24 protein-coding genes are annotated in these 21,951 nt (G+C 73.4%); 13 read left to right on the top strand and 11 right to left on the bottom strand.

Translation table 11 applies throughout. The features are described from left to right. Positions 1 to 70: 70 nt before the first annotated feature. Entirely contained in the window at positions 71 to 802 is a 732-nt protein-coding gene (locus ACPYN7_RS05130) for a hypothetical protein (protein WP_424346903.1), read from the bottom strand. Positions 803 to 946: 144 nt separating this feature from the next. Between ACPYN7_RS05130 and ACPYN7_RS05125 the strand changes: the two genes are divergently transcribed. Further along, positions 947 to 1,630, top strand: a complete 684-nt coding sequence (locus tag ACPYN7_RS05125) for a TetR/AcrR family transcriptional regulator (RefSeq protein WP_058874105.1) — start codon at positions 947 to 949, stop codon at positions 1,628 to 1,630. 76 nt (positions 1,631 to 1,706) lie between these two features. Here the strand turns inward: ACPYN7_RS05125 and ACPYN7_RS05120 are convergent, their stop codons facing one another. The 3 genes from ACPYN7_RS05120 to ACPYN7_RS05110 form a co-directional block, all read right to left on the bottom strand. Then, the gene (locus ACPYN7_RS05120; protein ID WP_424346902.1) at positions 1,707 to 3,140 is read right to left on the bottom strand and encodes an aminobutyraldehyde dehydrogenase; all 1,434 of its coding nucleotides are present in this window, start codon (positions 3,138 to 3,140) and stop codon (positions 1,707 to 1,709) included. Positions 3,141 to 3,336: 196 nt separating this feature from the next. Continuing rightward, positions 3,337 to 3,564 (bottom strand): sulfurtransferase TusA family protein, encoded by a 228-nt coding sequence (locus ACPYN7_RS05115; RefSeq protein WP_058874103.1) that lies wholly within the window; start codon positions 3,562 to 3,564, stop codon positions 3,337 to 3,339. 35 nt (positions 3,565 to 3,599) lie between these two features. Then, positions 3,600 to 4,655: a YeeE/YedE family protein gene (locus ACPYN7_RS05110; protein ID WP_058874102.1), complete on the bottom strand. Its 1,056-nt coding sequence runs from the start codon at positions 4,653 to 4,655 to the stop codon at positions 3,600 to 3,602. Between the two features lie 128 nt (positions 4,656 to 4,783). On the opposite strand from ACPYN7_RS05110, the gene ACPYN7_RS05105 reads away from it, so the two are divergent. Both ACPYN7_RS05105 and ACPYN7_RS05100 read left to right on the top strand, forming a co-directional pair. After that, positions 4,784 to 5,281 (top strand): DUF427 domain-containing protein, encoded by a 498-nt coding sequence (locus tag ACPYN7_RS05105; RefSeq protein ID WP_424346901.1) that lies wholly within the window; start codon positions 4,784 to 4,786, stop codon positions 5,279 to 5,281. Between the two features lie 7 nt (positions 5,282 to 5,288). Then, positions 5,289 to 6,221: a hypothetical protein gene (locus ACPYN7_RS05100; protein ID WP_424346900.1), complete on the top strand. Its 933-nt coding sequence runs from the start codon at positions 5,289 to 5,291 to the stop codon at positions 6,219 to 6,221. A 14-nt stretch (positions 6,222 to 6,235) separates the two neighbouring features. On the opposite strand, the gene ACPYN7_RS05095 is transcribed toward ACPYN7_RS05100, so the two are convergent. Genes ACPYN7_RS05095 through ACPYN7_RS05085 form a run of 3 tightly spaced genes read right to left on the bottom strand, consistent with a single transcriptional unit; the run spans position 6,236 to position 9,738 of the window. Next, on the bottom strand, positions 6,236 to 7,597 hold the full coding sequence (locus ACPYN7_RS05095; protein WP_424346899.1) for an MFS transporter: 1,362 nt from the start codon (positions 7,595 to 7,597) through the stop codon (positions 6,236 to 6,238). 10 nt (positions 7,598 to 7,607) lie between these two features. After that, positions 7,608 to 8,612: a PDR/VanB family oxidoreductase gene (locus ACPYN7_RS05090; RefSeq protein ID WP_424346898.1), complete on the bottom strand. Its 1,005-nt coding sequence runs from the start codon at positions 8,610 to 8,612 to the stop codon at positions 7,608 to 7,610. Positions 8,613 to 8,622: 10 nt separating this feature from the next. Beyond that, the gene (locus ACPYN7_RS05085) at positions 8,623 to 9,738 is read right to left on the bottom strand and encodes a Rieske 2Fe-2S domain-containing protein (RefSeq protein WP_424346897.1); all 1,116 of its coding nucleotides are present in this window, start codon (positions 9,736 to 9,738) and stop codon (positions 8,623 to 8,625) included. Between the two features lie 178 nt (positions 9,739 to 9,916). Here ACPYN7_RS05085 and ACPYN7_RS05080 point away from each other — a divergent pair, with 178 nt between their 5' ends. From ACPYN7_RS05080 to ACPYN7_RS05060, 5 genes are all read left to right on the top strand, one after another. Beyond that, positions 9,917 to 10,531: a PadR family transcriptional regulator gene (locus tag ACPYN7_RS05080; RefSeq protein ID WP_424346896.1), complete on the top strand. Its 615-nt coding sequence runs from the start codon at positions 9,917 to 9,919 to the stop codon at positions 10,529 to 10,531. A 189-nt stretch (positions 10,532 to 10,720) separates the two neighbouring features. Then, the gene (locus tag ACPYN7_RS05075; protein WP_424346895.1) at positions 10,721 to 11,686 is read left to right on the top strand and encodes a hypothetical protein; all 966 of its coding nucleotides are present in this window, start codon (positions 10,721 to 10,723) and stop codon (positions 11,684 to 11,686) included. 83 nt (positions 11,687 to 11,769) lie between these two features. Next, positions 11,770 to 12,822: an alcohol dehydrogenase catalytic domain-containing protein gene (locus ACPYN7_RS05070; protein ID WP_424346894.1), complete on the top strand. Its 1,053-nt coding sequence runs from the start codon at positions 11,770 to 11,772 to the stop codon at positions 12,820 to 12,822. 32 nt (positions 12,823 to 12,854) lie between these two features. Continuing rightward, on the top strand, positions 12,855 to 13,358 hold the full coding sequence (locus ACPYN7_RS05065) for a hypothetical protein (protein WP_424346893.1): 504 nt from the start codon (positions 12,855 to 12,857) through the stop codon (positions 13,356 to 13,358). Between the two features lie 115 nt (positions 13,359 to 13,473). Next, complete coding sequence (locus ACPYN7_RS05060) at positions 13,474 to 13,665, top strand: CsbD family protein (RefSeq protein ID WP_058874092.1); 192 nt, start codon at positions 13,474 to 13,476, stop codon at positions 13,663 to 13,665. An 88-nt stretch (positions 13,666 to 13,753) separates the two neighbouring features. Here ACPYN7_RS05060 and ACPYN7_RS05055 read toward each other — a convergent pair whose 3' ends face one another. The 4 genes from ACPYN7_RS05055 to ACPYN7_RS05040 form a co-directional block, all read right to left on the bottom strand. After that, entirely contained in the window at positions 13,754 to 14,143 is a 390-nt protein-coding gene (locus ACPYN7_RS05055) for a CBS domain-containing protein (protein ID WP_157571368.1), read from the bottom strand. Between the two features lie 57 nt (positions 14,144 to 14,200). After that, positions 14,201 to 14,551, bottom strand: coding sequence for a P-II family nitrogen regulator (locus ACPYN7_RS05050; RefSeq protein WP_424346892.1), 351 nt, complete (start codon positions 14,549 to 14,551; stop codon positions 14,201 to 14,203). After that, positions 14,548 to 16,029, bottom strand: a complete 1,482-nt coding sequence (locus tag ACPYN7_RS05045) for a DUF1538 domain-containing protein (protein ID WP_424346891.1) — start codon at positions 16,027 to 16,029, stop codon at positions 14,548 to 14,550. The genes ACPYN7_RS05050 and ACPYN7_RS05045 overlap by 4 nt, the downstream gene beginning before the upstream one ends. Positions 16,030 to 16,107: 78 nt before the next feature. Then, positions 16,108 to 17,139, bottom strand: coding sequence for a DUF368 domain-containing protein (locus tag ACPYN7_RS05040; protein WP_424346890.1), 1,032 nt, complete (start codon positions 17,137 to 17,139; stop codon positions 16,108 to 16,110). 139 nt (positions 17,140 to 17,278) lie between these two features. Here ACPYN7_RS05040 and ACPYN7_RS05035 point away from each other — a divergent pair, with 139 nt between their 5' ends. From ACPYN7_RS05035 to ACPYN7_RS05015, 5 genes are all read left to right on the top strand, one after another. Continuing rightward, on the top strand, positions 17,279 to 18,721 hold the full coding sequence (locus tag ACPYN7_RS05035) for a sodium/glutamate symporter (protein ID WP_058874088.1): 1,443 nt from the start codon (positions 17,279 to 17,281) through the stop codon (positions 18,719 to 18,721). A gap of 6 nt (positions 18,722 to 18,727) precedes the next feature. Then, positions 18,728 to 19,486, top strand: coding sequence for a dienelactone hydrolase family protein (locus ACPYN7_RS05030; protein ID WP_424346889.1), 759 nt, complete (start codon positions 18,728 to 18,730; stop codon positions 19,484 to 19,486). Positions 19,487 to 19,760: 274 nt separating this feature from the next. Then, positions 19,761 to 19,982, top strand: a complete 222-nt coding sequence (locus ACPYN7_RS05025) for a hypothetical protein (protein ID WP_298584530.1) — start codon at positions 19,761 to 19,763, stop codon at positions 19,980 to 19,982. 97 nt (positions 19,983 to 20,079) lie between these two features. Beyond that, positions 20,080 to 20,952, top strand: coding sequence for an N-acetylglucosamine kinase (locus tag ACPYN7_RS05020; protein ID WP_424346888.1), 873 nt, complete (start codon positions 20,080 to 20,082; stop codon positions 20,950 to 20,952). Between the two features lie 33 nt (positions 20,953 to 20,985). After that, complete coding sequence (locus ACPYN7_RS05015) at positions 20,986 to 21,930, top strand: EamA family transporter (RefSeq protein ID WP_424346887.1); 945 nt, start codon at positions 20,986 to 20,988, stop codon at positions 21,928 to 21,930. The last annotated feature ends 21 nt before the right edge of the window (positions 21,931 to 21,951 follow it).

Below are 21,951 nucleotides of genomic sequence, written 5' to 3'. Positions count from 1 at the left end.
TTCATTAAGCGCGTGCGCACAGCGGTCCGTCAAGACCTGCGGCGAGAAATCCGCCCGGCGGCGGGAACGCCTACTTCTTGGTCCGGCGGCTCCCGGCGTGCCAGTCCTCCTCGATCCCGGGCGCGTCCGGCGCGGCGCCGAGGCCCCGCAGCCGCGGCTGCTCCCGGAGGCTGCGCTTGAGCTCGGCGAAGCCGGGGAACCGGGCGAGGGCCACCACGTGGTCCCACAGCTCCACCGCGTCCTCCTCGGCGGGCAGGCGGCTGATGACGGGGCCGAAGAAGGCCACGCCCTCCGGCGGCTCGAAGTGGATGATGGGGGTCCCGACGTCCCGGCCGGTGAGCGCCAGGGCCTCCTCCGTCTCCGCCCGGAGCACCGCGTCCCACGACCGGTCCTCGAGGGCGTCGGCGAGCTCCACCGGGAGCCCCGTGGCGGTCAGCACCGGCTCGAGGAAGGCACGGGTGCCGCGGTGGCCGTGCCCCGCCCCCTCGGTGCCGGGCACGGGATCGGCGTCGAAGATCCGGGCGCCGAGACCCTCGTACAGCCGCCCGACCGCTGCGCGCCCGCGCTCCGCCCGGGTCCGCGCGGCCACGCGCAGCAGGCGCAGCCCCGCCGTGTGGGACTCCTCGTACTCCGGCGGGAACCACGCGTCGTAGTCCACGTGCTCGTTGAGCAGGCGCAGGGAGATGAACCGCCAGTCCACCCGGTACTCCCGGCGGGCCGTCACCGTGCGGACCCACGAGCTGGTCAGCCATGCGAAGGGGCACGTCGGATCGAAGTAGAAGTGGATGTCGGCGCTGCTCACCGGGCAGATGCTAGGAGCCGGCGGGGCGGCGGTCAAGGACACGGGCGTCGGGCCGCCGCCCTAGACTCGGAGGTGACCGCCCGACCCGCGGCCCGGATCCCTCGCCCCCGGGGCCCGCAGCACCGACCACAGGAGGATCTGCCCATGGCTGCTGCCGGCACCACTCCGCGCCGCCGCGGGCGCCCGAGCAAGCCCGTGCTCTCCGAGGAGCGGATCACCAAGGCCGCGATCAAGATCGTGGCCACCCGGGGCTACCAGCACCTGACGATGACGGAGCTGGCGCAGGAGCTGAAGGTCTCCACCTCGGCCCTGTACAACCACACGCCGTCGAAGCGGGACGTGCTGATCCGGGTGCAGGACCGGATCAACCAGGGGATCGACCGCTCCGCGTTCGGCGCCGTCCCGTGGGACGAGGCCCTCGAGCGCTGGGCGCGGTCGTACCGGGACTGCTACGCCCAGCACACGGCCATGATCCCGATCATGGCAGTGCTGCCGGTCGCGAACTCCCCGCACACCCTGCAGATGTACGAGACCGTGGCCCGCGGCCTCGCGGACGCGGGCTGGGAGGGGGCCGGCATCGCGGACGTGATCGTCTCGATCGAGTCCCTGGTCTTCGGCGCCGCCTACGACGCCACGGCGCCCGCCGACATCTTCGACCCCGGGGAGCGCTCGGACCTGGCCCCCGTGTTCGCCGACGCCGTGCGGGCACGGCCGGCCGACGCCGCCGCGGCGGCGGACGAGGCCTTCGACGTCGCCCTCACCGCCATGCTGGACGGCTTCCGGATGCGCCTGGCGGCCGTGCGGGACGGGGCCCCCGCACCGGGCTGAGCGGCCGGCGGGGAGCCGCCGGCAGGGACCGGGGAGCAGCCCGCGGGGACCCGGCCGCCGGCGGCGCCGGCCCGGCTCAGGCGTCCAGGGCGTGCATGACGTGCTTGACCTGGGTGTACTCCTCGACCGAGTAGAGCGAGAGGTCCTTGCCGTAGCCGGAGTTCTTGAACCCGCCGTGCGGCATCTCGGAGATCAGCATGACGTGGGTGTTGACCCACACGCACCCGAACTCGAGGTCGCGGGAGACGCGCATGGCCGTGCCGTGGTCGGTGGTCCACACGCTCGAGGCCAAGGCGTAGTCGACGTCGTTGGCGAGCTCGAGCGCCTCCTCCTCCGTGGCGAAGGGCTGCACGGTGAGCACGGGCCCGAAGGTCTCCTCCTGGACGAGGGCGTCGTCCTGGTGCACCCCGGACACCACGGTGGGCTCGAAGAAATAGCCGGGGGCGCCCTCGACCGGCTTCCCGCCGGTGACCACGGTCGCGTGCTCGGGGAGGTCGGCGAGCTTGCGGCAGACGTCCTCGAAGTGGCGGGCGTTGTTGAGGGGGCCGTAGAAGTTCTTCGACTCGTCCGGGTCCCCCGTCACGGTGTCCCGGGCGGCCGCGGCGAGCAGGCGCACGAACTCGTCGTGGGCGCTGTCCTGGACGAGGATGCGGGTCACCGCGGTGCAGTCCTGGCCGGCGTTGAAGGTGCCGAACTCCACGAGGGCCTTGGCCGCGGCGGGCAGGTCGGCGTCCGCGAACACGACCGCGGGCGCCTTGCCGCCCAGCTCGAGGTGACCGCGCGTGAGGTTCTGCGCCGCGGCCAGGGCCACGGCGCGACCGGCGCGCACGGAGCCGGTGATGGAGACCATGGAGGGCGTGCGGTGGGCGGTCATGAGCGCCCCCGTGGAGCCGTCCCCCAGGAGGATGTTCACCACGCCGGCGGGGAAGATCCCGTCGATGAGCCGGGCCAGGACCAGGGTGGACTCCGGGGTGGTGTCCGAGGGCTTGAGGACCACGGTGTTGCCGGCGGCCAGCGCGGGGCCGAGCTTCCAGATCGCCATGAGCAGCGGGTAGTTCCAGGGGGTCACCTGCGCCACGACGCCGACCGGCTCGCGCCGCACGTAGGAGGTGTGCTCGCTCAGGTATTCCGCCGCGGCCTTGCCCTCGAGGGTGCGGGCCGCGCCGGCGAAGAAGCGCAGGTTGTCGGCGCCGGCGCCGACCTCCTCGTCCGCGATCATCTGGCGGGGCTGGCCGGTGTTGCGGTGCTGGGCGTCGACGAGCTCGGAGCTGTGGGCCTCGAGCGCGTCCGCGAGCCGGAGCAGCAGGAGCTGGCGCTCGCTCGGGGTGGTCCGCTTCCAGGACCGGAACGCCCTCCGGGCGGCGGCGAAGGCCGCGTCCACGTCCGTGGCGTCCGAGACCGGGGAGACGGCGACCGTCGAGCCGGTGGTGGGGTCGACGACGTCGATCCGGCCGGTGCCGTGGGCGTCGACGAAGGCGCCGTCGACGTAGTTCTGCAGGACGTCGCTCATGGTGGTTCCTCTCTGCGGGCGAGTGCGCGGTGCCTGCCACTCTAAATGACGATGGTTCATTTTAGAAGGGTCCGACGTGACCGGCAGCACCATGGTGGCAGGTGGGGCGCGACGGGCGCGACCGACAGCGGCGGACCCCCGCGGCCGAGGGTGCTCGGTCGCGGGGGTCCGCCGCTGCCAGGGATCTCGCGGGAGATCAGGCCTTCTGCACGGTGATCGACCACTCGGCCGCACCGCGCTTGCTGAACTCCGTGACCGGGTAGCCGTTCTCCGCCGCCCAGCGGGGAATGGCCTCGGTGCCCTGCGTGCAGTCGAAGTTGATGACGAGCTCGTCGCCGGCGGGCATCCCGGCCATCGCGGCCTTCGCCTCGACCACGGGGAACGGGCAGACGAGGCCGTCGGTCTCGAGGATGTGCTGGGCCATCAGGGGTGCCTCCTGGGACTGGGGGTCGGTGCGGATCAGACGCCGGCCGGGACGCGGCCCGGGGCGGCGGACTTCTTGCGGGGGGCGATGAAGATCTTGGCGGCCGCCCCGGTGCCGAGGATCATGACGGCGAAGCTCACCCAGCCCTGCCACTCGAAGGCGGCGGTGGCGACCAGGGCGTTGCCGATGGTGCACCCGCCGGCCCACGCCGCGCCGACGCCCATGAGGGCGCCGCCGCCGATGGAGCGCACGATCGTCGGCGCGTCGGGGACGCGGAGCTTGAACTCGCCCGAGCCCTTGGCCGCGATGAACGAGCCGATCAGGATGCCGAGGACCAGGAACACGCCCCAGTCGACGAGCTCGACGTCGCCCGTGGTGAGGTAGCTCGCGATGTTGGCGGACGGGGTGGTGATGCCGAGGCCGGACTCGCGGCCGGTGGCCCAGCTGGCGGGCCAGGCGATGATCGCGATGACGCCGATGACCAGCGCGGTGGCGAACGGGTTCCACGCCTTCTCGAACAGCAGGTGGTTCAGGCCGGTCTTCTCCGGCGGGAGGGTCGCGAACCTGGCCCGCGGCTTGGTGAGGTGGTGGCGGGCCCACACGGCGGCGATGCCGACGAGGGCCAGCACGAGCACCCACGGGGAGATCCCGAGGGTCTCGTGGATCGAGCCCTGGGTCCCGACCGTGACACCGCGCACGGCCTCGGTGGTCCCGGCCAGCGGGCCGTACTTGGAGACGGCCGCGAACAGGGCGTAGAAGATGAGCGCGAACCAGGAGCCGACGAGGCCCTCGGACGTGCGGTAGTAGGTGCCGGTGGCGCAGCCGCCGGCGAGCACGATGCCGAAGCCGAAGACGAAGCCGCCGACGACCGTGGCCAGCCACGGGAAGGCGGAGGCCTCGAGGGTGATGACGCCGAGGGCGTTCAGCACCCAGATGCCGACCGCCTGGACGGCGATGGCCACGAAGAAGGCGGACAGCCACCACGTGTTCCTGGCGATCCAGACGTCGCGGAACGCGCCGGTGACGCAGAAGCGGCCGCGCTGGAGGACGAACCCGAGGGCGGCACCGATGAGAAGACCTGAGATGAGCACCCGAGCACGCTATCCGCCCCGGCGCGGGCGCTCCAGCACACCGTCACCCGCCGTAGCATTGTGGTGCAGAGCACATCCCCGCCGGGTCCCGCACCGGGTTCCCGGACGGACCTTCGGAGGGCGAGCAGATGAGACGACCCCGGCCCGACGCTCCCGGCCCCTGCCAGGAGTCCGTGTGGGACTACCCGAGACCGCCCCGGACGGAGCCCAGCGCGGAGCACGTGGAGGTGTGGCTGGGCGGCGAGCGCGTCGCCTCGACCACGGCCGCGCTGCGGGTGCTCGAGACCAGCCACCCGCCCACCTACTACCTGCCCCGCGAGGCCTTCGCCGAGGGCAGCCTGCGTCCGTGCGAGGGGAGCTCGTGGTGCGAGTGGAAGGGCGCGGCGGCGTACTTCGACGTGCGGGGCGGGGACCGCACGGCACCCCGGGCGTCCTGGACCTATCCCTCCCCCGCTCCGGGCTTCGAGGCCCTGCGCGGGCACGTGGCCCTGATGCCCGGGCTCATGGACCGGTGCCTCGTGGCCGGGGAGCAGGTGCGCCCGCAGGAGGGCGGGTTCTACGGGGGCTGGATCACCTCGCGGGTGGCCGGCCCGTTCAAGGGCGCTCCCGGCAGCCGGGGCTGGTGAGCCCGCGATGCCCCGCGCCCCGTGGCCCGCGCTCCTGCTGACCGCCCTGCTCCTGACCACCGCGTGCGCGCAGCGGGATCCCGCCGGGGCCGCCGCCACGACCCCGGCGACGGCGGCCGCGGGCGCGCGATCGGCCCCGGCGGCCCCCGCGGCGCGTCAGGTGATCGAGGTGGCCCACACCGGGGGCTTCACCACCCCGGAGCTGCTGGCCGCCCGGCTGCCGCTGGTCAGCGTCCACGCCGACGGCCGGGTCATCACGCCGGGCCCGCAGATCCAGGTCTTCCCGCCGCCGGCCCTTCCCGCCCTGCAGGTCCAGCACGTCGACGAGGACGCGGTGGCGGTGCTGGTCGAGCACGCGCTCCGGGCGGGGGTCGACGGGTCCGCGGACCTCGGCCGGCCACCGGTGGCCGACCTCCCCTCGACCCGCTTCACGGTGCGGACGGCGGAGCGGACCTACGTGCGGGAGGTGTACGCCCTGGGCGCCGAGACGCCGCCCGGCCCGCCGGCCGGGGACCGCCCCGGGAGCACGGACGACGCCCTGACCCCGGAGCAGCGGGCCGCGCGGGCCGGGCTGCAGGCCCTCGTCGAGGAGCTGGGCGACCCGGCCTCGGTGCTGCCGGAGGACGCCGTCGGCGCGCAGGAGGTCTGGGTCCCGGAGGCGGTCGCCGGCGTGGTCACCGAGTGGCGGGATCCGCAGGACGGCCAGGATCCCCGCCCGGTGCCGTGGCCGGGGCCCCCGTTGCCCGGGGAGCCGCTCGAGCCGCGGCTGGGGCTGAGCTGCGTGGCCGCCACGGGCGAGCAGGCCCGCGCCGTCCTGGACGCCGCCGGATCGGCCGACACGCAGACGCCCTGGCTGTCCGAGGACGGCGAGCGCTGGTCGGTGCTGCTCCGGCCGCTGCTGCCCCACGAGGAGGGCTGCGAGGATCTCGCGGGGTGGTGAGCCGGCGCCCGGCCTCAGCCGGCCGAGGAGGACGGCGTGCTCCGCCGCCCCGGCCGGCCGCCGGCCGGCTCCTGATCCGACTCCGCCCAGGGACGCAGCCGCACGAGGGCCAGGGCCGCGAGGGCCACGACCACCGCCACCCCCACGTAGAGCTGCACGGGGGTCCAGCCGGTGTCCAGCAGCGCGCCGACCGCGATGGGGGCCAGGATCGCGCCGGCCCGCCCGACCCCGATGCCCCAGCCCACCCCGGTGGTCCGGATCCCGGGCTCGTAGGTCATGGGGGCCACGGTGTAGAGCCCGGCGATGCAGCCGTTGATGAGCATGCCGACCACCACGCCGGACGAGAACGCCAGCAGCGGCACCGACGTGGTGGTGATGAACAGGACGAGGGTCACCGCGGAGAGCACGGTGAAGGCCATCAGCGTCAGCCGCTCGTCCCACCGGGTGGTCAGCGCCCCGTAGAGCAGGGACCCGAAGGTGCCGCCCATCGTGAGCATGAGCCCGCCGACGATGCCCTGCTGCTCGGTCATCCCGGTCTCCACGAGGAGCCGGGGCGTCCAGGAGTTGGCGAAGTAGAAGCCGAACATGATGACGAAGAAGGCGGCCCACAGCAGGAGGGTCGCGGTGCGGTAGCGGCCGCTGAGCAGCATGCCGACGCTGCTGTGCCGCCCGTCGGCACCGGCCGGGGCCGGGCCCAGCTCGACCTCGCCGTCGAGGCGGATGCGCCGGGCGATGCGGTCCAGCTTCTGCAGGGCGCCCGCCGGCCGCCGGGTGCGGAGGTAGTCGACGGACTCGGGCAGCACGGCCAGCACCAGCGCGATCGCCACGAGGGTGAGCAGGCCGCCGGTGAGGAACACGGAGCGCCAGCCGAAGGCGGGGATCAGCTGGGTCGCGCCCATGCCGCCGAGGGTGGCGCCCACGCCGTAGCCCGCGGTGAAGATGCTGACCGCCATGCCGCGGCGGCGGGCGCTGGCGTACTCGCTGGTGATGACCGTCGCGGAGGCGAGGATGCCGCCCACGCCCAGGCCCGTGACGACCCGCCACAGCCCGAGCTCGAGCACGGTCCCGGCCGTGGTGGACAGGAACAGGCCCAGGGCGTTGACGGCGAGGGCCACGACGAGGATCTTCCGCCGGCCGTACCGGTCCGCGAAGGGGCCGAGCACGAGGGAGCCGGCGGCCATGCCGATGAGCCCGGCGCTGAGCAGCCAGCCCAGCTGGGAGCCGGAGAGCCCGAACTCCTCGGTCACGGACGTGGCCGTGAAGGCCATGGCGAGGACGTCGTAGCCGTCGAGGGCGTTGAGGAACGTGGTCACCGCGATGATGAGCCACTGGTACGACGACATCCTGGATGCGTCGATCTGGTGTCGGATGTCCATGGGGAGCCTCTCAGGGGACGTCGATGGTGAGGACGGCGGCCGGGCGCTCGCCGGGACCGGTCTGCGGCGCGGCGGAGACCACCCGCGAGACGCAGCAGCACAGGGACGCGCCGGTCTCCTTCTGGCGGTCGGAGTAGAACACGTCGCGGTGGTCGATCCGCCCGGCCAGGCCGAGGACCTTGACCTGGCACAGCCCGCACTCACCCTTGCGGCAGTCGGACATCATGTCGAGGCCCTCCCGCTCGAGGGCCTCGAGCAGGGACTCGTCGGAGCCGACGACGGTCTCGGCGCCCAGCCGCGGGACGCGCACCACGAACGGCTCGGCCTCGAACCAGCCGCTGTTGCCGAAGGTCTCGTAGCGCAGGCCGGTCCGGTCGAGCCCGCGCTCGGCCCAGGACCGGCGCACCGCGTCCATGAGCCGGATCGGGCCGCACATGTAGAGCTCGGCGCTCTCGGGCACGCCGGCCACGAGGGCCGGGACGTCGAGCGAGCCGCCCTCGTCGTCGACGTGGGCCTCGAGCCGGTCCCCGTGCAGGGCGGTCAGCTCGTCGAGGTAGGCCATCGCGGCCCGGGAGCGGGCGACGTAGACGAGGCGGTAGTCCGCCCCGAGCCGGCGCAGCAGCGCGGCCATCCCGGCGATGGCCGTGATGCCGATGCCCCCGGCCAGCAGGACGTAGGAGGGGGCCCCGACGCGCAGCGGGAAGTTCTGCAGCGGCTGGGTGATCTCCAGGACCTGCCCGGGCCGGAGCTCGTGCATGAAGATCGAGCCGCCGCGGGAGGCGGGGGTGCGGAACACGCTGAGGGCCAGCTGCGCGCCGTCCTCGTCGGCGTCGACCACGGAGTAGGAGCGCACCTGCTGCTCGCCGTGGACGAGGACGCGGACGTCCACGTGCTCGCCGGGCCGCACCGGCCGGGGCTGCTCGGGGGCCAGGACGACGCGCCGGATGCCGGCGGCGACGTCCTCGACGGCGACCACGACCGCGTTCTGCCAGACCTCGTGCTGGGAATCTGCCACGGTCGCCTCCTCAGGCCCCGGCGGGAGCGGCCGGGGCGGCGGCGGGGCGGCCCTCGGCCTCGAGCGCGCGCTCGAGGAGCCGGCGCACCCACATCCCGCCCATGTCGATGTTGAGGTTGTAGAACTCGTGCTCGGGGTTGGCGTCGATGGCCGCCTGCTGGGCCTGGAGCATGGCCTCGTCCTCGCCGAACACCCCGTGCACCCCGTTGCGCAGCTCGGTGGTGATGAGCTGGCTCTCCAACCGGTAGTTGCGCATGAACGCCCAGAAGTAGTGGCAGGACCGGTCCGTCTCCGGGGTGATCGTGTTCATCACGTAGCCGTTGACCCCGCGGGAGCGGTCCCCCTCCGGGGCCCCGGTGCCGGCCTCGGCCACCCCGACGTCGATGCAGATGGTGGAGGGGAAGGTGTAGTGGATGATCTGCCAGCGGTCCACCTTGCCCTCGAAGCCCGGGAACCTGTCCCGCATGTTCTTGAGCCAGAAGGGCGGGGCGTCGATGTTGCGCATCCAGCGGGTCACGGTCACGGAGTTCTCGTCGTGGGTGGTCTCGAACTCGGACTCGGAGAGCTCCTCCTGGCCGATGCTGGAGGAGTGCACGAACTCCTCGTGGGTGAGGTCCATGAGGTTGTCCAGGACGAGCTGGTAGTTGCAGGGGGCGTGGATGGTCTCCCCGTCCCCGGCCCACTCGGGGCTGTCCAGCTGGTGCATGTCGGGCACCAGGGCCGGATCCGCCCGGGTGGGCTCGCCCAGCCACACCCACACGTAGCGGTGGCGCTCCACCACGGGATAGGAGGGCACCGTGGCGGAGGGGTTCAGCGTCTCCTGGGCGGGCATCGAGGTGCACCGGCCCGCGGCGTTGTAGCGCAGCCCGTGGTACGGGCACTGGATCTCGTCGCGGCCCACCAGCTTCCCCTGGGACAGCGGCGCCAGCCGGTGCCAGCAGGCATCCGCCAGGGCCACGGGGCGCCCGTCCTCGGTGCGGTACAGGGCCAGCGGACGGCCCGCGACGGTGCGGGAGAGGATGCCCCTGCCGGTGATCTCGTGGTCCCACCCGGCCACGTACCAGGCGTCGAGCGGGTGGGAGAGCAGCTTGGCGGTGGAGGTGGTCTTCGTGGCGGCGACGGTCATGGCGCGGTCCTCTGCTGGGCGGTCCGGGGAGAGCACGGCCCACTCACTACCTCCATAGATAGTGGGTGGCGCGGAACACACAATACCTATGTTGATAGTGAGTGACAAGGGTCACGGCGGGCCCGTCCCCGCTAGGCTCTGCAGGACGACGCCCTGCTTCGACGGAAAGGATCCGCCCGTGAGCCTCCGCTCGGCCCTGCTGGCACTGCTCTCCTCGGGGCCGCTGACGGGCTACGACGTGGTCAAGCAGTTCAGCTCCTCCGTGGGCCACGTGTGGCACGCCCCCGACTCGCAGATCTACCCGGAGCTGCGCAAGATGCACGCGGAGGGGCTGCTCGCGAGCCGGCCCGTCCCGTGGGGCTCGCGCGGGGCCACCAAGACGGAGTACTCCATCACGCCCGCGGGCGAGCGCGCCCTGCGGCAGTGGCAGGAGCAGCCGCTCGGCTACGTCCGGGAGCGGGACCCCGCACACCTCCGGGCCGCGTACTTCGAGTGGGCGCCCCCCGGCGCGGCGGCCGCGCAGCTGCGCGCCCACATCGAGCACTACCGGGACCAGCGCGCGCAGGCCCTCCAGCAGATCGGGGCGCTCCGGGACCGCACGAGCCCCACCCTGGCACGCCGGCTGGCCGTGAACCCCGAGGACCAGTGGGAGCGGATCACCCGGTTCAAGATCTTCGCCTACGAGGGCCAGGTGGCCCGTGCCGACCAGGAGATCGCCTGGGCGGAGCGCGGTCTGGAGCTGCTGGCGGAACTGGGCGAGCTGGGCGCACCGGAGGAACCCGGCACCCCGTGAGCCCCGGCGGGCCTCCTGGGCCCGGTCCGGGCGGGCCGGGGTCCGGGTCGCCCCGTGACGCACCCTGGGACGCGGCCTGGGACGCGCCCTGGCACGCGGCGCGGTCCGCGTCCGGCCCCGTTCCCGCCGGGCGCGCCGGGCGGTGCGTAGGCTGGGCGGACCCCCTGCTTCCGGCCCCCAGGACAGACCATGACCCGCTCGTCACCGCCCCGCCCGCTCGTCCCGGCCCTGTGCGCCGCCCTCCTCCTGACCGGCTGCGCCCAGGGCGCCGGCCCCGGCTCGGCGGCGGCACCGGCGGCGAGCGCGTCGCCGTCGTCGGCCACCCCGTCCCCCACGCCCACCCCCACGCCGGAGGAGCCCGCGGAGCTGATCGGCGGGGGCACCGAGGTGTTCCCCGACCGGCGGATGGTGGCCCTCTACGGCCGCCCCGGGACGCCGGCCCTGGGCGTGCTCGGCGAGCAGGGCCCCGAGGAGTCGGCGGCCCGGGCGAAGGAGCTCGCCGCCCAGTACGAGCCCTTCAGCGAGGTGCCGGTGGTCCCCGCGTTCGAGATCATCGCGACCACGGCCTCCGCGGGGCCCGGGGAGGACGGGGACTACTCCGAGGAGACCTCGGTCGAGGAGCTGCGCCCCTACGTGGAGGCCGCCGCGGAGCAGGACGTCTACGTGGTGCTGGACCTCCAGCCCGGCCGGCAGGACTTCCTGAGCCAGGCGCAGCAGTACCAGGAGCTGCTCGAGCTGCCCAACGTGGGCCTCGCCCTGGACCCGGAGTGGCGACTGGCCCCGGGCCAGGTGCACATGGTGCAGATCGGCTCGGTGGACGCGGCGGAGATCAACGCGACCACGGCGTGGCTCGCCGACCTGACCCAGGAGCACGAGCTGCCGCAGAAGGTGGTGGTCCTGCACCAGTTCGCGGAGTCCATGATCACGAACCGCCACCTCGTGGACGCCTCCCGCCCCGAGCTCGCGCTGATCCTGCACGCCGACGGCCACGGCACCCCGGAGCTGAAGAAGGGGACGTGGGAGAGGCTCCAGCAGGGCCTGCCGGAGGGGATCCGGATGGCGTGGAAGAACTTCTACGACGAGGACACGCCCACGTTCACGCCGGAGGAGACGTCCGCGATCGAGCCGCAGCCCTGGTTCGTCTCCTACCAGTAACCCCTCGGCCGGCGGCGCCGCCCTGCCTACGATGAGGACGGGCGGCCCGGCAGCCCGCCGGACCGGCGACCGAGGAGGACCCCATGAAGGCACTCGTCTACCACGGACCGGGAAGCAAGGCGTGGGAGGACGTCCCGGACCCTGCTCTCCAGGACCCCACGGACGTCATCGCGAAGGTCGACACGACCACCATCTGCGGCACCGACCTGCACATCCTCAAGGGCGACGTCCCCGCCGTCGTCGACGGGCGGATCCTCGGCCACGAGGCGGTCGGCACCATCACCGAGGTCGGGGACGCCGTGACCGGGCTGAAGCCCGGTGACCGGATCATCATCCCGGCCGTCACCAACTGCGGGAAGTGCTCCTACTGCCGGAACAACCAGCCCTCCCACTGCCAGACCCTGGGCGGGGTCGGCTGGGTGTTCGGGCACCTCATCGACGGGACGCAGGCCGAGTACGTGCGCGTGCCGTTCGCCGAGACCTCGGTGCACAAGGTCCCCGAGGGGCTCGACGACGAGGACGTGCTGTTCCTGACCGACGCCCTGCCCACGGGCTTCGAGATCGGGATCCTCAACGGCAACACGAAGCCCGGCGACACGGTCGCGATCGTGGGCGCGGGACCGGTGGGCCTGGGCGCGGTCATGACGGCCAACCTGTGCGGCGCCGGACGGGTCATCACCGTGGACCTCGACGGGAACCGGATGGACAAGGCGCTCGAGCTCGGGGCCACGGACAAGGTCGACGCCGGGGACCCGGACGCCGTCGAGAAGATCAGGGCGCTGTCCCCGGACGGTCTCGGCGTGGACGTGGCCATCGAGGCCGTGGGCGTGCCGGAGACCTTCCGAACCTGCCTCGACGTGGTCCGGCCCTACGGCACCGTGGCCAACGCCGGCGTGCACGGCAGACCGGTGGAGCTGCCCCTGGACCGGATGTGGATCTCCAACGTCCGCATCAACATGGGCCTGGTGGACTGCCGCACCGTGGGCAGCCTGCTGAACATGGTCCGCTCCGGCCGCCTGAACGCTCGCGCCATGGCCACCCACCGGTTCACGATGTCCCGGATGGAGGAGGCCTACGAGCTGTTCGGCAACGCCGCGCAGCACCAGGCGGTGAAGGTGGTCATCACGGCCGACTGAGCAGCCCGCCCGGCGCTTGCTAGCGTGTGGCCGTGCGGACCGACAGACTCCAGAGCCCCCGGCAGCGGAAGACCATCGACCGGCTGGCCCGGTGGCTCGTCCGCGCCCACGGCACCGAGCCGGGCTGGGACGCGCTGGTGCTGGACGTGCTGAGCGTGGGCCGGGACCTGCGCCTGCAGGTGCGGGAGGTCCGCGGCGACCGCACGGTCCGCCGGCCCGTGGACCCCGGCGGGCTGCGGAGCACTCCGCGGCGGCTGGCCCGGGCCCTGCAGGACGACTACGCCGACCTCGTCGACGGGTCGTGGCTGTCCGCCGCGCTGATCGTCACCGTGGCCGAGCGGCGCTGGCAGCGCCCCGGCGTGGAGCTCGTGCTCAACTACGGCGACGACCCCGTCCTCCCGGCGCACGCCCCGCACCCGGTGTCCGCGGAGGACTGGCGGCGGCACCTGGCCCGCTACCGGCGGATGGACCGCAGGATCCCGGACTGGCTGCGGGAGCGCGTGGCCGGGGCCGGGCTTGACGTCCCGGAGCGCTGAGCGCGGGCTGTTCGCCCTGGGGAGAACACCCGACCGCGGCGCCCCCTCCCTGTTCCCTCAGCATGCTGACAGGTCTACGCTGGGAGCACCTGTTCACCGACCGGAGGGAGAGCCCATGGGACTCGGAGACAAGATCAGCAACGCCGCGGAGAAGGCGGGCGGCACCGCGAAGGAAAAGGTCGGCGACGCCACCGACAACCGCGACCTCCAGGCCGAGGGCCAGGCGGACAAGCTGTCCGGCAGCGCCAAGCAGGCCGGCGAGAACGTCAAGGACGCGGGCAAGAACTTCAAGGACGGAACTCAGTAGGACGGTCCAGCCGTCGGACCACCCGGAGGGCCCCGGAGTCGCACGCGACACCGGGGCCCTTCGCCGTGCCCAAGGTGACCCCGGGGGCTCAGGTGAGGTCGCTGATCAGCCGCGCCAGGATGTCGTTCATCGCCAGCAGTCCGATGAGCTCGTTGCCCTGCACCACCACCAGGCGGTTGAGGCGGAACCGGGCCATCAGCGCCGCAGCCTGGTTCACGGAGAGGTCCTCGCCGACTGTGACCACCGGCTTGACGGCGGCGTCGTAGACGTTGAGCAGGTCCACGTCCCCCTCCTCCGCCACGATGGTCTGCAGCAGCTCGCTGTAGCTGAGCAGCCCGTAGCCGTCGTGCGGGTGCTGCGGCTCCACCACCAGGCTCTTGACCTGACGGGTGCGCATGGTCGTCAGCGCCTCGCGCAGGGTGCTGAACGGGGAGATGGTGATGACGTCGCGCACCATGACGTCCTGGACGGTCAGCACGGGGATCCTCCTGGAGTTCTCGGACGGGGTTCGGACGGGGCTCGGGCAGCGGTCGGCTCAGGCGCCCTCGCGGCGCATGTGCTCCTCGAACCGGGCGACCTGCTGCATGTCGATGCCGGTGAGGTGGTCGATGGGCACGGAGAAGGCGATGCCGCGGGAGCCGTCCTCGTCGATCAGTATGTCGTGCAGCACCTTGAGGATGGGCGTGGCCAGGTGCGTGCCCACGACCATCAGGAGCACGGTCTGGGACCCTTCGAACGTCAGGCCGAAGAACGTCCGCTTGGCCCCGCCTCCGATGCCCTTGCCCGGGAGGATGGTCACGCCCGTGGCCCCGGCGCGCTGGGACTGCTCGATGACGGTGTCCTCGAGGTCGTCGGGGGCGATGACCACCACGGCGGTGAACTTCATGTCGGCTCCTTCTGCGGTCGGGAGATCCTCTCCAGGATCATGGCGTACCCGAGCACCGAGATGATCGGGAAGATGGAGGCGAAGGCGATCAGGCCGAAGCCGTCGATCAGCGCGTCCCGACCCTCGATCGAGCTCGCGAGCCCGATGCCCAGGGCGGTCACGAGGGGCACGGTGACCTCCGAGGTGGTCACGCCCCCGAGGTCGAAGGCCAGGGCCACGATGTGCTTCGGCGCCAGCAGGACCAGGACGATGACCACGGCGTAGGACGCCATGATCACGTAGTGCAGCGGTGCTCCCAGGAGGATGCGGTAGACGCCCAGGGTGATGCCGACCGCCACGCCGACGGCCACGACGATCCGGAGGACGGATCCCCTGATCCTGCCGGGCGAGGCCGCCTCGGCCTGCTCGCCGATGGCCACCAGGGCGGGCTCGGCCATGGTCGTGGCGAAGCCGATGAGCAGGGCGAAGAGCAGGATGAGGGCGGGCGCTCCGCGCTCGATCAGCTGCTCCGCCATCATCGTCCCGATCGGGAACAGGCCGAGCTTGAGCCCCACGACGAACGCGTAGAGCCCCACGAGGACCATCACGAAGCCCACGGCGACGCGCAGCGGGTGGGACAGCCGGCGCCGCAGCACCACGTACTGGAAGAACAGGACCACGAGCACCATGGGCAGGACGTCCCGGACCATCTGCGCGAGCCCCAGGACGTGCTCCAGGACGGGGTGCACCGGGGTGTCCCCGGACGCGCCGGCGCCGACGGGCGCGGCGTCGCCGACGGTGTAGACCCAGACGCCGTAGAGCTGCACGCCGATCATGGGCACCATGACGCACAGGGCCACGAGGCCGAACCCGTCCGTGAGCGCGCTGCGGCCCCGGATCGAGTTGGCCAGACCGATCCCGATGGCGGCGATGAGGGGGACGGTGACGATGTTCGTGGTGACGCCGCCGGAGTCGTAGGCGAGGCCGACGATCTCCGGGGGCGAGACGTACGTGACCACGAGCACGAGCGCGTAGCCGGGGATCAGCAGCCGCTGCACGGCCCAGCCCCGGAGGATGCGCAGGATCCCGAGGACGAGCACCGCGCCCACGGACACGGCGACGACGAGGCGCAGCGTGAGGGCGTCGACGCGCCCCTCGCTCACGAGCTCGGCCTGCGCGGCCACGGCGATCAGCGCGGGCTCGGCGACCGCCGCGGCGAAGCCGATGGCGAAGCCGAACGGCAGCAGCAGACCCAGGGCACCGCGGCGGGCGAACTGGTTGGCCAGGTTCTTGCCCACGGGGAAGACGCTCAGGTCCAGCCCGTGCAGGAACAGGGCGATCCCGGCGCCCACGACCAGCAGCCCGGCCACGAGCTGCAGGGGCCGGTCCGGGGCCTGCCGGAACACGGCCAGCTGGAACACCACGACCACCGCCACGATGGGCAGCAGGCTCCGCAGGGCCCCGAGGAACTCCCGCGAGAACTGCCTGACGTGCTCCATGGGCGCTGCCGGACCTCCTCCGGGGGATCCGCGGACGGGAGTGTGCCCTGCCAGTCTGTCGTGGCAGGCCCGGGCCGTCTACCGGGTGCTGCCGGGGGCCCCGCCGGCCGCCTCGTCGCCGGACTCGACGCCGGCGAGCTCCTCCTGGGAGCCGTGCCCGGTGCGCGCCCGGGTGCGGGCGTCGACGGCCAGCAGGACGAGGACGACGACGCAGCCGGCCGCGGCCGCGAGCAGCTGGACCCACCAGTCCCCCTCCGGGGAGAGCAGCGTGCGGTCCTCGAGCTGCCACGGCCACAGGGTGCGCAGGGCCCCGAGCATGAGTCCCGTCAGCGCCAGCATGGTGACGCGGTGGTGGTGGTCGAGGAGCCACTGCAGGCCCTTGACGATGACCACCATGCCCAGGGCGGCGCCGAGGAAGAACAGGGACAGGTAGCCGAGGTCGAGCTCGTCGACGGCCCGCAGCGTCGGCTGGTAGAGCCCGATGGTCAGGAGCAGGAAGGAGCCGGAGAGCCCGGGCAGCAGCAGCGCGGACACCGCGACCATGGCCGCGAGCACGACGAGCAGCGGCGCGGGCGCGACCGTGGTGGGCGGGATCGACACGAGCACGAACGCGAGCGCCGCCGCGAGCGCCACCAAGGCGGCGTCCCGGGCGCGCACGGCTCCGCCCGCCAGGCGCAGGGGCACCCCGACGGAGGCCAGGACCATGCCGAAGAACAGCGCCCGCATGGTCACCGGGTACTCCTCGACGAGGTGGCTCATGGGCCCGGCCACGGTGAGCAGGGCCGCGACCATGCCGAGCACCACGGGCACCACGATGCGCCAGTGGACCAGGGCCAGGTGGTGGCGCACCCCGGCGGCGCGGTCGGGCCCGAGCAGTGCCCGTTTGCCGGCGGACACCACGTGCCCGGCGGAGTTGATGAGCTCGTCGTAGATGCCGACCACGAGGGCCACGGTGCCGCCGCTGACCCCGGGGACGGTCTCGACCACGCCGATGAGGGCGCCGCGCACCACGTTGCCGGGGATGCTGCGGCGGGGCTCACCGGCGGGGGCGGCGGTCGTGGTGGTGGTCGGCGGGGACGAGGGCCGGTCCGGGGGCGACGAGGGCGTCACGGGTGCTCCTGGGCAGGGGAAGAGGGGACGCCTGCCAGGGTACCGGGGCGGGCGCCCGTCCCGGCGGCTCCTGGCGTGCCGTCGGCCACTCGTGCGTAGACTGGCCCGACCGCACGCGCCCCCGACCCAGGAGCCCGCCATGAGTCCGAACCACGTCGGTTTCGCCCTGATCCTGCTGGCAGCGCTGTTCCTGGTGGGGAAGTGGCTGCGGGTCCGGGTGCGGTGGATCCAGAAGATCTTCCTGCCGAGCTCGATCATCGCAGGCTTCCTGGCCCTGCTGGCCGGCCCCCAGGTCCTGGGCCGGATCGGTGAGGCCGCCGGCGTCGGCTGGCTCGCGGACGGGGGCGTCTTCACCCCGGAGATCCTCGAGGTCTGGGCCACGCTGCCCAGCCTGCTCATCAGCGTGGTGTTCGCGACGCTCTTCCTCGGGGCATCCATCCCCGGTCCCCGCCGCGTCGCCCGGCTCGCGGGCCCGCAGCTGTCGGTGGGTCTGGCCTTCGGCTCGGGCCAGTACGTCGTCGGCCTGCTGCTGGTGATCGCGGTGCTCGGCCCGCTGTTCGGGATCTCCCCCATGGCCGGGGCCCTCATCGAGATCGGCTTCGAGGGCGGTCACGGGACCGCGGCCGGGATGCGCCCGGTGATGGAGGAGCTGGGCTTCGCGGACGGCGCGGACCTGGCCCTGGGCATGGCCACGATCGGCCTGGTGGGCGGCATCGTCATCGGGATCGCCGTCATCAACTGGGGCGTGCGCACCGGGCGCACCAAGGTGCTCAAGGGCAACGTGGAGCAGTCCGTCGAGGAGCAGAAGGGCCTCTACCGCCGGGACGAGAACATCCCCGCGGCCATGATGACCTCCCGGCCGGCCTCGATCGAGCCGCTCACCCTGCACGTGGCCGTCGTGGGGATCGCCATCCTCATCGGCTACCTCATCCTCACGGCCCTGCAGTGGATCGAGCAGGCGCTGTGGGCGGACACCGTGGAGCTGCTCGCGTTCGTGCCGCTGTTCCCGCTCGCCATGCTCGGCGGGGTGGTGGTGCAGCTGGTCATGGACTGGCGGGGCATCGGCCACCTGCTGGACCACCAGATGATGCTGCGCATCCAGGGGCTCGCCCTCGACTTCCTGATCCTGGCCGCGATCGCGACCCTGTCCCTCACCGCGATCGCCGCGAACTGGGAGGTCTTCCTGGTCCTGTCCGTCGCCGGTGTCGTCTTCTGCACCGGCTTCCTGCTCCTGTTCGTGCCCAAGGTCATCCCCGACTACTGGCTCGAGCGCGGCATCGCGGACTTCGGCCAGTCCATGGGCGTGACCGCCACCGGCCTCATCCTGATGCGCATCGCCGATCCGCACGACGAGAGCCCGGCGATGGAGGCCTTCGGCTACAAGCAGCTGTTCTTCGAGCCGTTCTTCGGCGGCGGGCTGATCACCGCCGCCTCGGTGCCGCTGATCTACCAGTTCGGCCCGTGGCCCCTGTTCATCGCCATGTCGGTGCTGTTCGTGATCGCCCTGTTCGGCGGCATGGCCTACCGCCGCCGGCTCGTGGCGACCGGATCCGCCGACGCCGTCCACGCCCGGCAGGCCTGAGCGGTCATGAGCGACGTCGTCGTCGCCACCGAGCACGGGCGGATGCCCGCCCACGTGGCGGTGCCCGACGGTCCGGGGCCCTGGCCCGGCGTGGTGCTCGTGCACGACTTCACCGGGATGAGCCAGGACCTGCGCCACCAGGCGGAGTGGCTGGCGGGCGAGGGGTTCCTGGCCGTCGCCCCGGACCTCTTCCACTGGGGCGGGCGGCTGCGCTGCCTGCGCACGATCGTGAAGGACATCGGCGCCCGCCGGGGACGCACGTTCGACGACGTCGAGGCGGCCCGGTCCTGGCTCGCGGAACGCCCCGACTGCACCGGCCGGATCGGGGTGATCGGCTTCTGCATGGGCGGCGGCTACGCGCTCGCGCTGGCCGCGGAGCACGGCTTCTCGGCCGCGAGCACGAACTACGGCGGGTGCCCCCGGGGCGCCGAGCAGTGGCTCCCGAGCGCGTGCCCGATCGTGGGCAGCTACGGCGGGGCGGACACCACGCCCCTGGGCGGGGACGCCGGCCGCCGCCTGGAGGGCATCCTCACGGAGCTCGGGGTGGAGCACGACATCAAGATCTATCCCCGCGTGGGCCACGGCTTCATGAACGACCACGACCCCGAGGACTTCTCCCCGGTGCTGCGGGTCCTCGGCCGGTTCAGCCGCACCGCCTACGACGACCCCGCCACCCAGGACGCCCGGCGCCGGATCGCCGCGTTCTTCGACCGGCACCTGCGGGAGCGGTCCGGCCCGGACGTGGCGCAGGACACCGCCGGCTGAGCCCGCGGGGCGCCGGCGGGCCTGCGCGACACGGATGACGGCGTGCGAAGGCGGATTTCCGACGTGGTGATGTTCACGTTCCCGGCCGGGACGCCCGTCACGGATCGCCGCCCTGCACGGGCGCGGACAACCGGTGCGGGTTGCCGGCCGGGAGAGGGTGTGACGAAGCTCAAGACGTCCGGGGCGTTTGTCAAATCGACGCGTCCGCGCAGGTCGCCCGGGACGGTGCACCATGGAGGGGTACACAGACGAACACGTGATGGGAGGTGGCGACATGACCGCTGCTGAGAAGTGGATGACCGATCTGAGCCGGATCCAGCCCGGTGACCGGCTCGAGATCTGGGACGAGTTCTACGAGAGCTGCATCGGCACCGTGGGGCAGGTCTCGCACCCCCTGGGGGTCCTGTGGATCCTCGAGGCCGGCACCGGGGTCCGCCGGCTGTTCTCCTTCGAGGGGTGCCGCCTGCGCCCCGCGCCCCTGGCCCTCGCGGCCTGACCGGACACGGTCCACGACGCCCGACCGGGCCGGTTCCCACCGGCGCCCGGTCGGGCGTCGTCGTGCCCGGCCGGGGCCCGCACGGCAGGATGAACCCATGAGCATCCTCATCGGCCTGGACATCGGCGGCACCTCGACCCACGGCCTGCGGGCCGAGGACGGCCGCCCGGCGCGGGAGGCCGTCGGCGGCAGCGCCAACGTGCAGAACGTCAGCGCCGAGGAGGCCTCCCGTGCCCTGGCGGGCGTCCTCGGCGAGCTCGGGTCCGCCGACGCCGACGTGGTCGTGGCGGGGGCCGGGGGCGTCGACACGCCCGCGGACGCCGAGGCGCTGCGCGCGCTCATCGCCCCGCACACGGGCGCGGCGCGGATCGTCGTCGTGCACGACACCCGGCTGGTCCTGGCGGCCGGCGGGTGCAGCACCGGCATCGCGGTCATCGCCGGCACCGGCTCCGCCGCGTGGGGCACCACCCCGGACGGCCGGGAGGCCCGGGCCGGCGGCTGGGGGCACCTGCTGGGCGACGAGGGCAGCGGCTACTGGCTGGGCCGCGAGCTCGTCCGCCGTGCCCTCGCCCGGCTCGACGACGGGCTGCGCCCCGACGCCCTGGACCGCGCGGTGCTGGCGCACTGCGGACTGACCGAGCCCGGCCGGCTCATCGAGCGCTTCCACGGCGGCGCGGACCGCGGGCACTGGGCCGGGCTCTCCCGGGTCGCCTTCGAGGCCGCGGCGCACGACGACGACGCCCTGCGGCTGGTGGACTGCGCGGCCGGGGCCCTGGCCGACCTCGCCGCCACCGTGTCCCGGCGGCTGGAGCTGACCGGCCCGGTGGTGGTGGGCGGCGGTCTGGCGCGGCACCAGCCGCTGCTGCGCGAGCGGCTGCGGGAGGCGGCCGCGGCCCGCGGGCTGGGCGAGCTGCGGGTGCTCGAGCGCGATCCCGTGCACGGCGCCCCGGCCCTCGCGGCCCGCCGGTGAGCGAGGGGCGCGGCGGAGCCCTACCCTGAACGGGTGACCACCCTCGCTCCCGCCCGCCGCCCCGGGCTGCGGCCGACCGTCTACGTGCTGGCCGCCGTCGTCTCCGTCCAGTTCGGCGGGGCCCTCGCCGCCGTGCTGGTGCCCCTGATCGGGGCCTCCGCCACGGTGACCATGCGTCTGCTGATCAGCGCCGCGATCATGCTGGCCGTCATCCGCCCGCGGCTGCGCGGCCGGTCCCGGCAGGCGTGGCGGTCCGGCCTGTTCTTCGGGGCGGCCCTGGCGGGCATGAACTTCGCGTTCTACCAGTCCCTGGCCACCCTCCCGCTGGGCGTGGCCGTGACCATCGAGTTCCTGGGCCCGCTCACCCTCTCGGCGGTGCTCTCCCGCCGCCCCCGGGACGTCCTCGCCGTGGTGGCGGCCCTGGCCGGGATCGTGCTCATCTCCGAGGCCCTCACCGTGCCGTGGGCGGAGCTGGACCTCGCCGGCATCGCCTGGGCGGCCCTGGCCGGGGCGGGCTGGGCCGCCTACATCCTGGGCAGCCGCTCCGCGGGCCGGCACTTCGACCGGCTGGACGGCCTGGCCGTGGCGCTGGTCGTGGCCGCGGTCCTGGTCACCCCCGTGGGCGTGCTCACCGCCCACGCCCCCGCCCTCACGTGGGCCGTGCTGGGCGCCGGGGCGGGGATCGCGATGCTCTCCTCGGTGGTCCCCTACTCCCTCGAGCTGCTGGCGCTGCGGGCCATCCCGCCCAAGGTCTTCGGGATCCTGCTGAGCCTGGAGCCCGCGGTCGCCGCCCTCGCCGGGCTGCTGGTGCTCGGCCAGGGGCTCACCGGCCCGCAGCTCGCGGGCATGGGCCTGGTGGTGGCCGCGAGCGCCGTGGTCATGGTCGGCGGCGGCACGCCCGAGCTCGGGGCGGACCCCGCGACGGACGCCGCGCCCGGGACGGACGCCGCGCTGGACGCCGGGCCCGGCAGAAAATGATCAGCCCCCTGTTCAAAACCT

Source organism: Kocuria sp. CH-021 (genome assembly GCF_049716185.1).
Taxonomy (GTDB): domain Bacteria; phylum Actinomycetota; class Actinomycetes; order Actinomycetales; family Micrococcaceae; genus Kocuria; species Kocuria cellulosilytica.
Note: the sequence above shows the minus strand (reverse complement) of the source record. Positions and strands in the feature narration are given on the sequence as shown.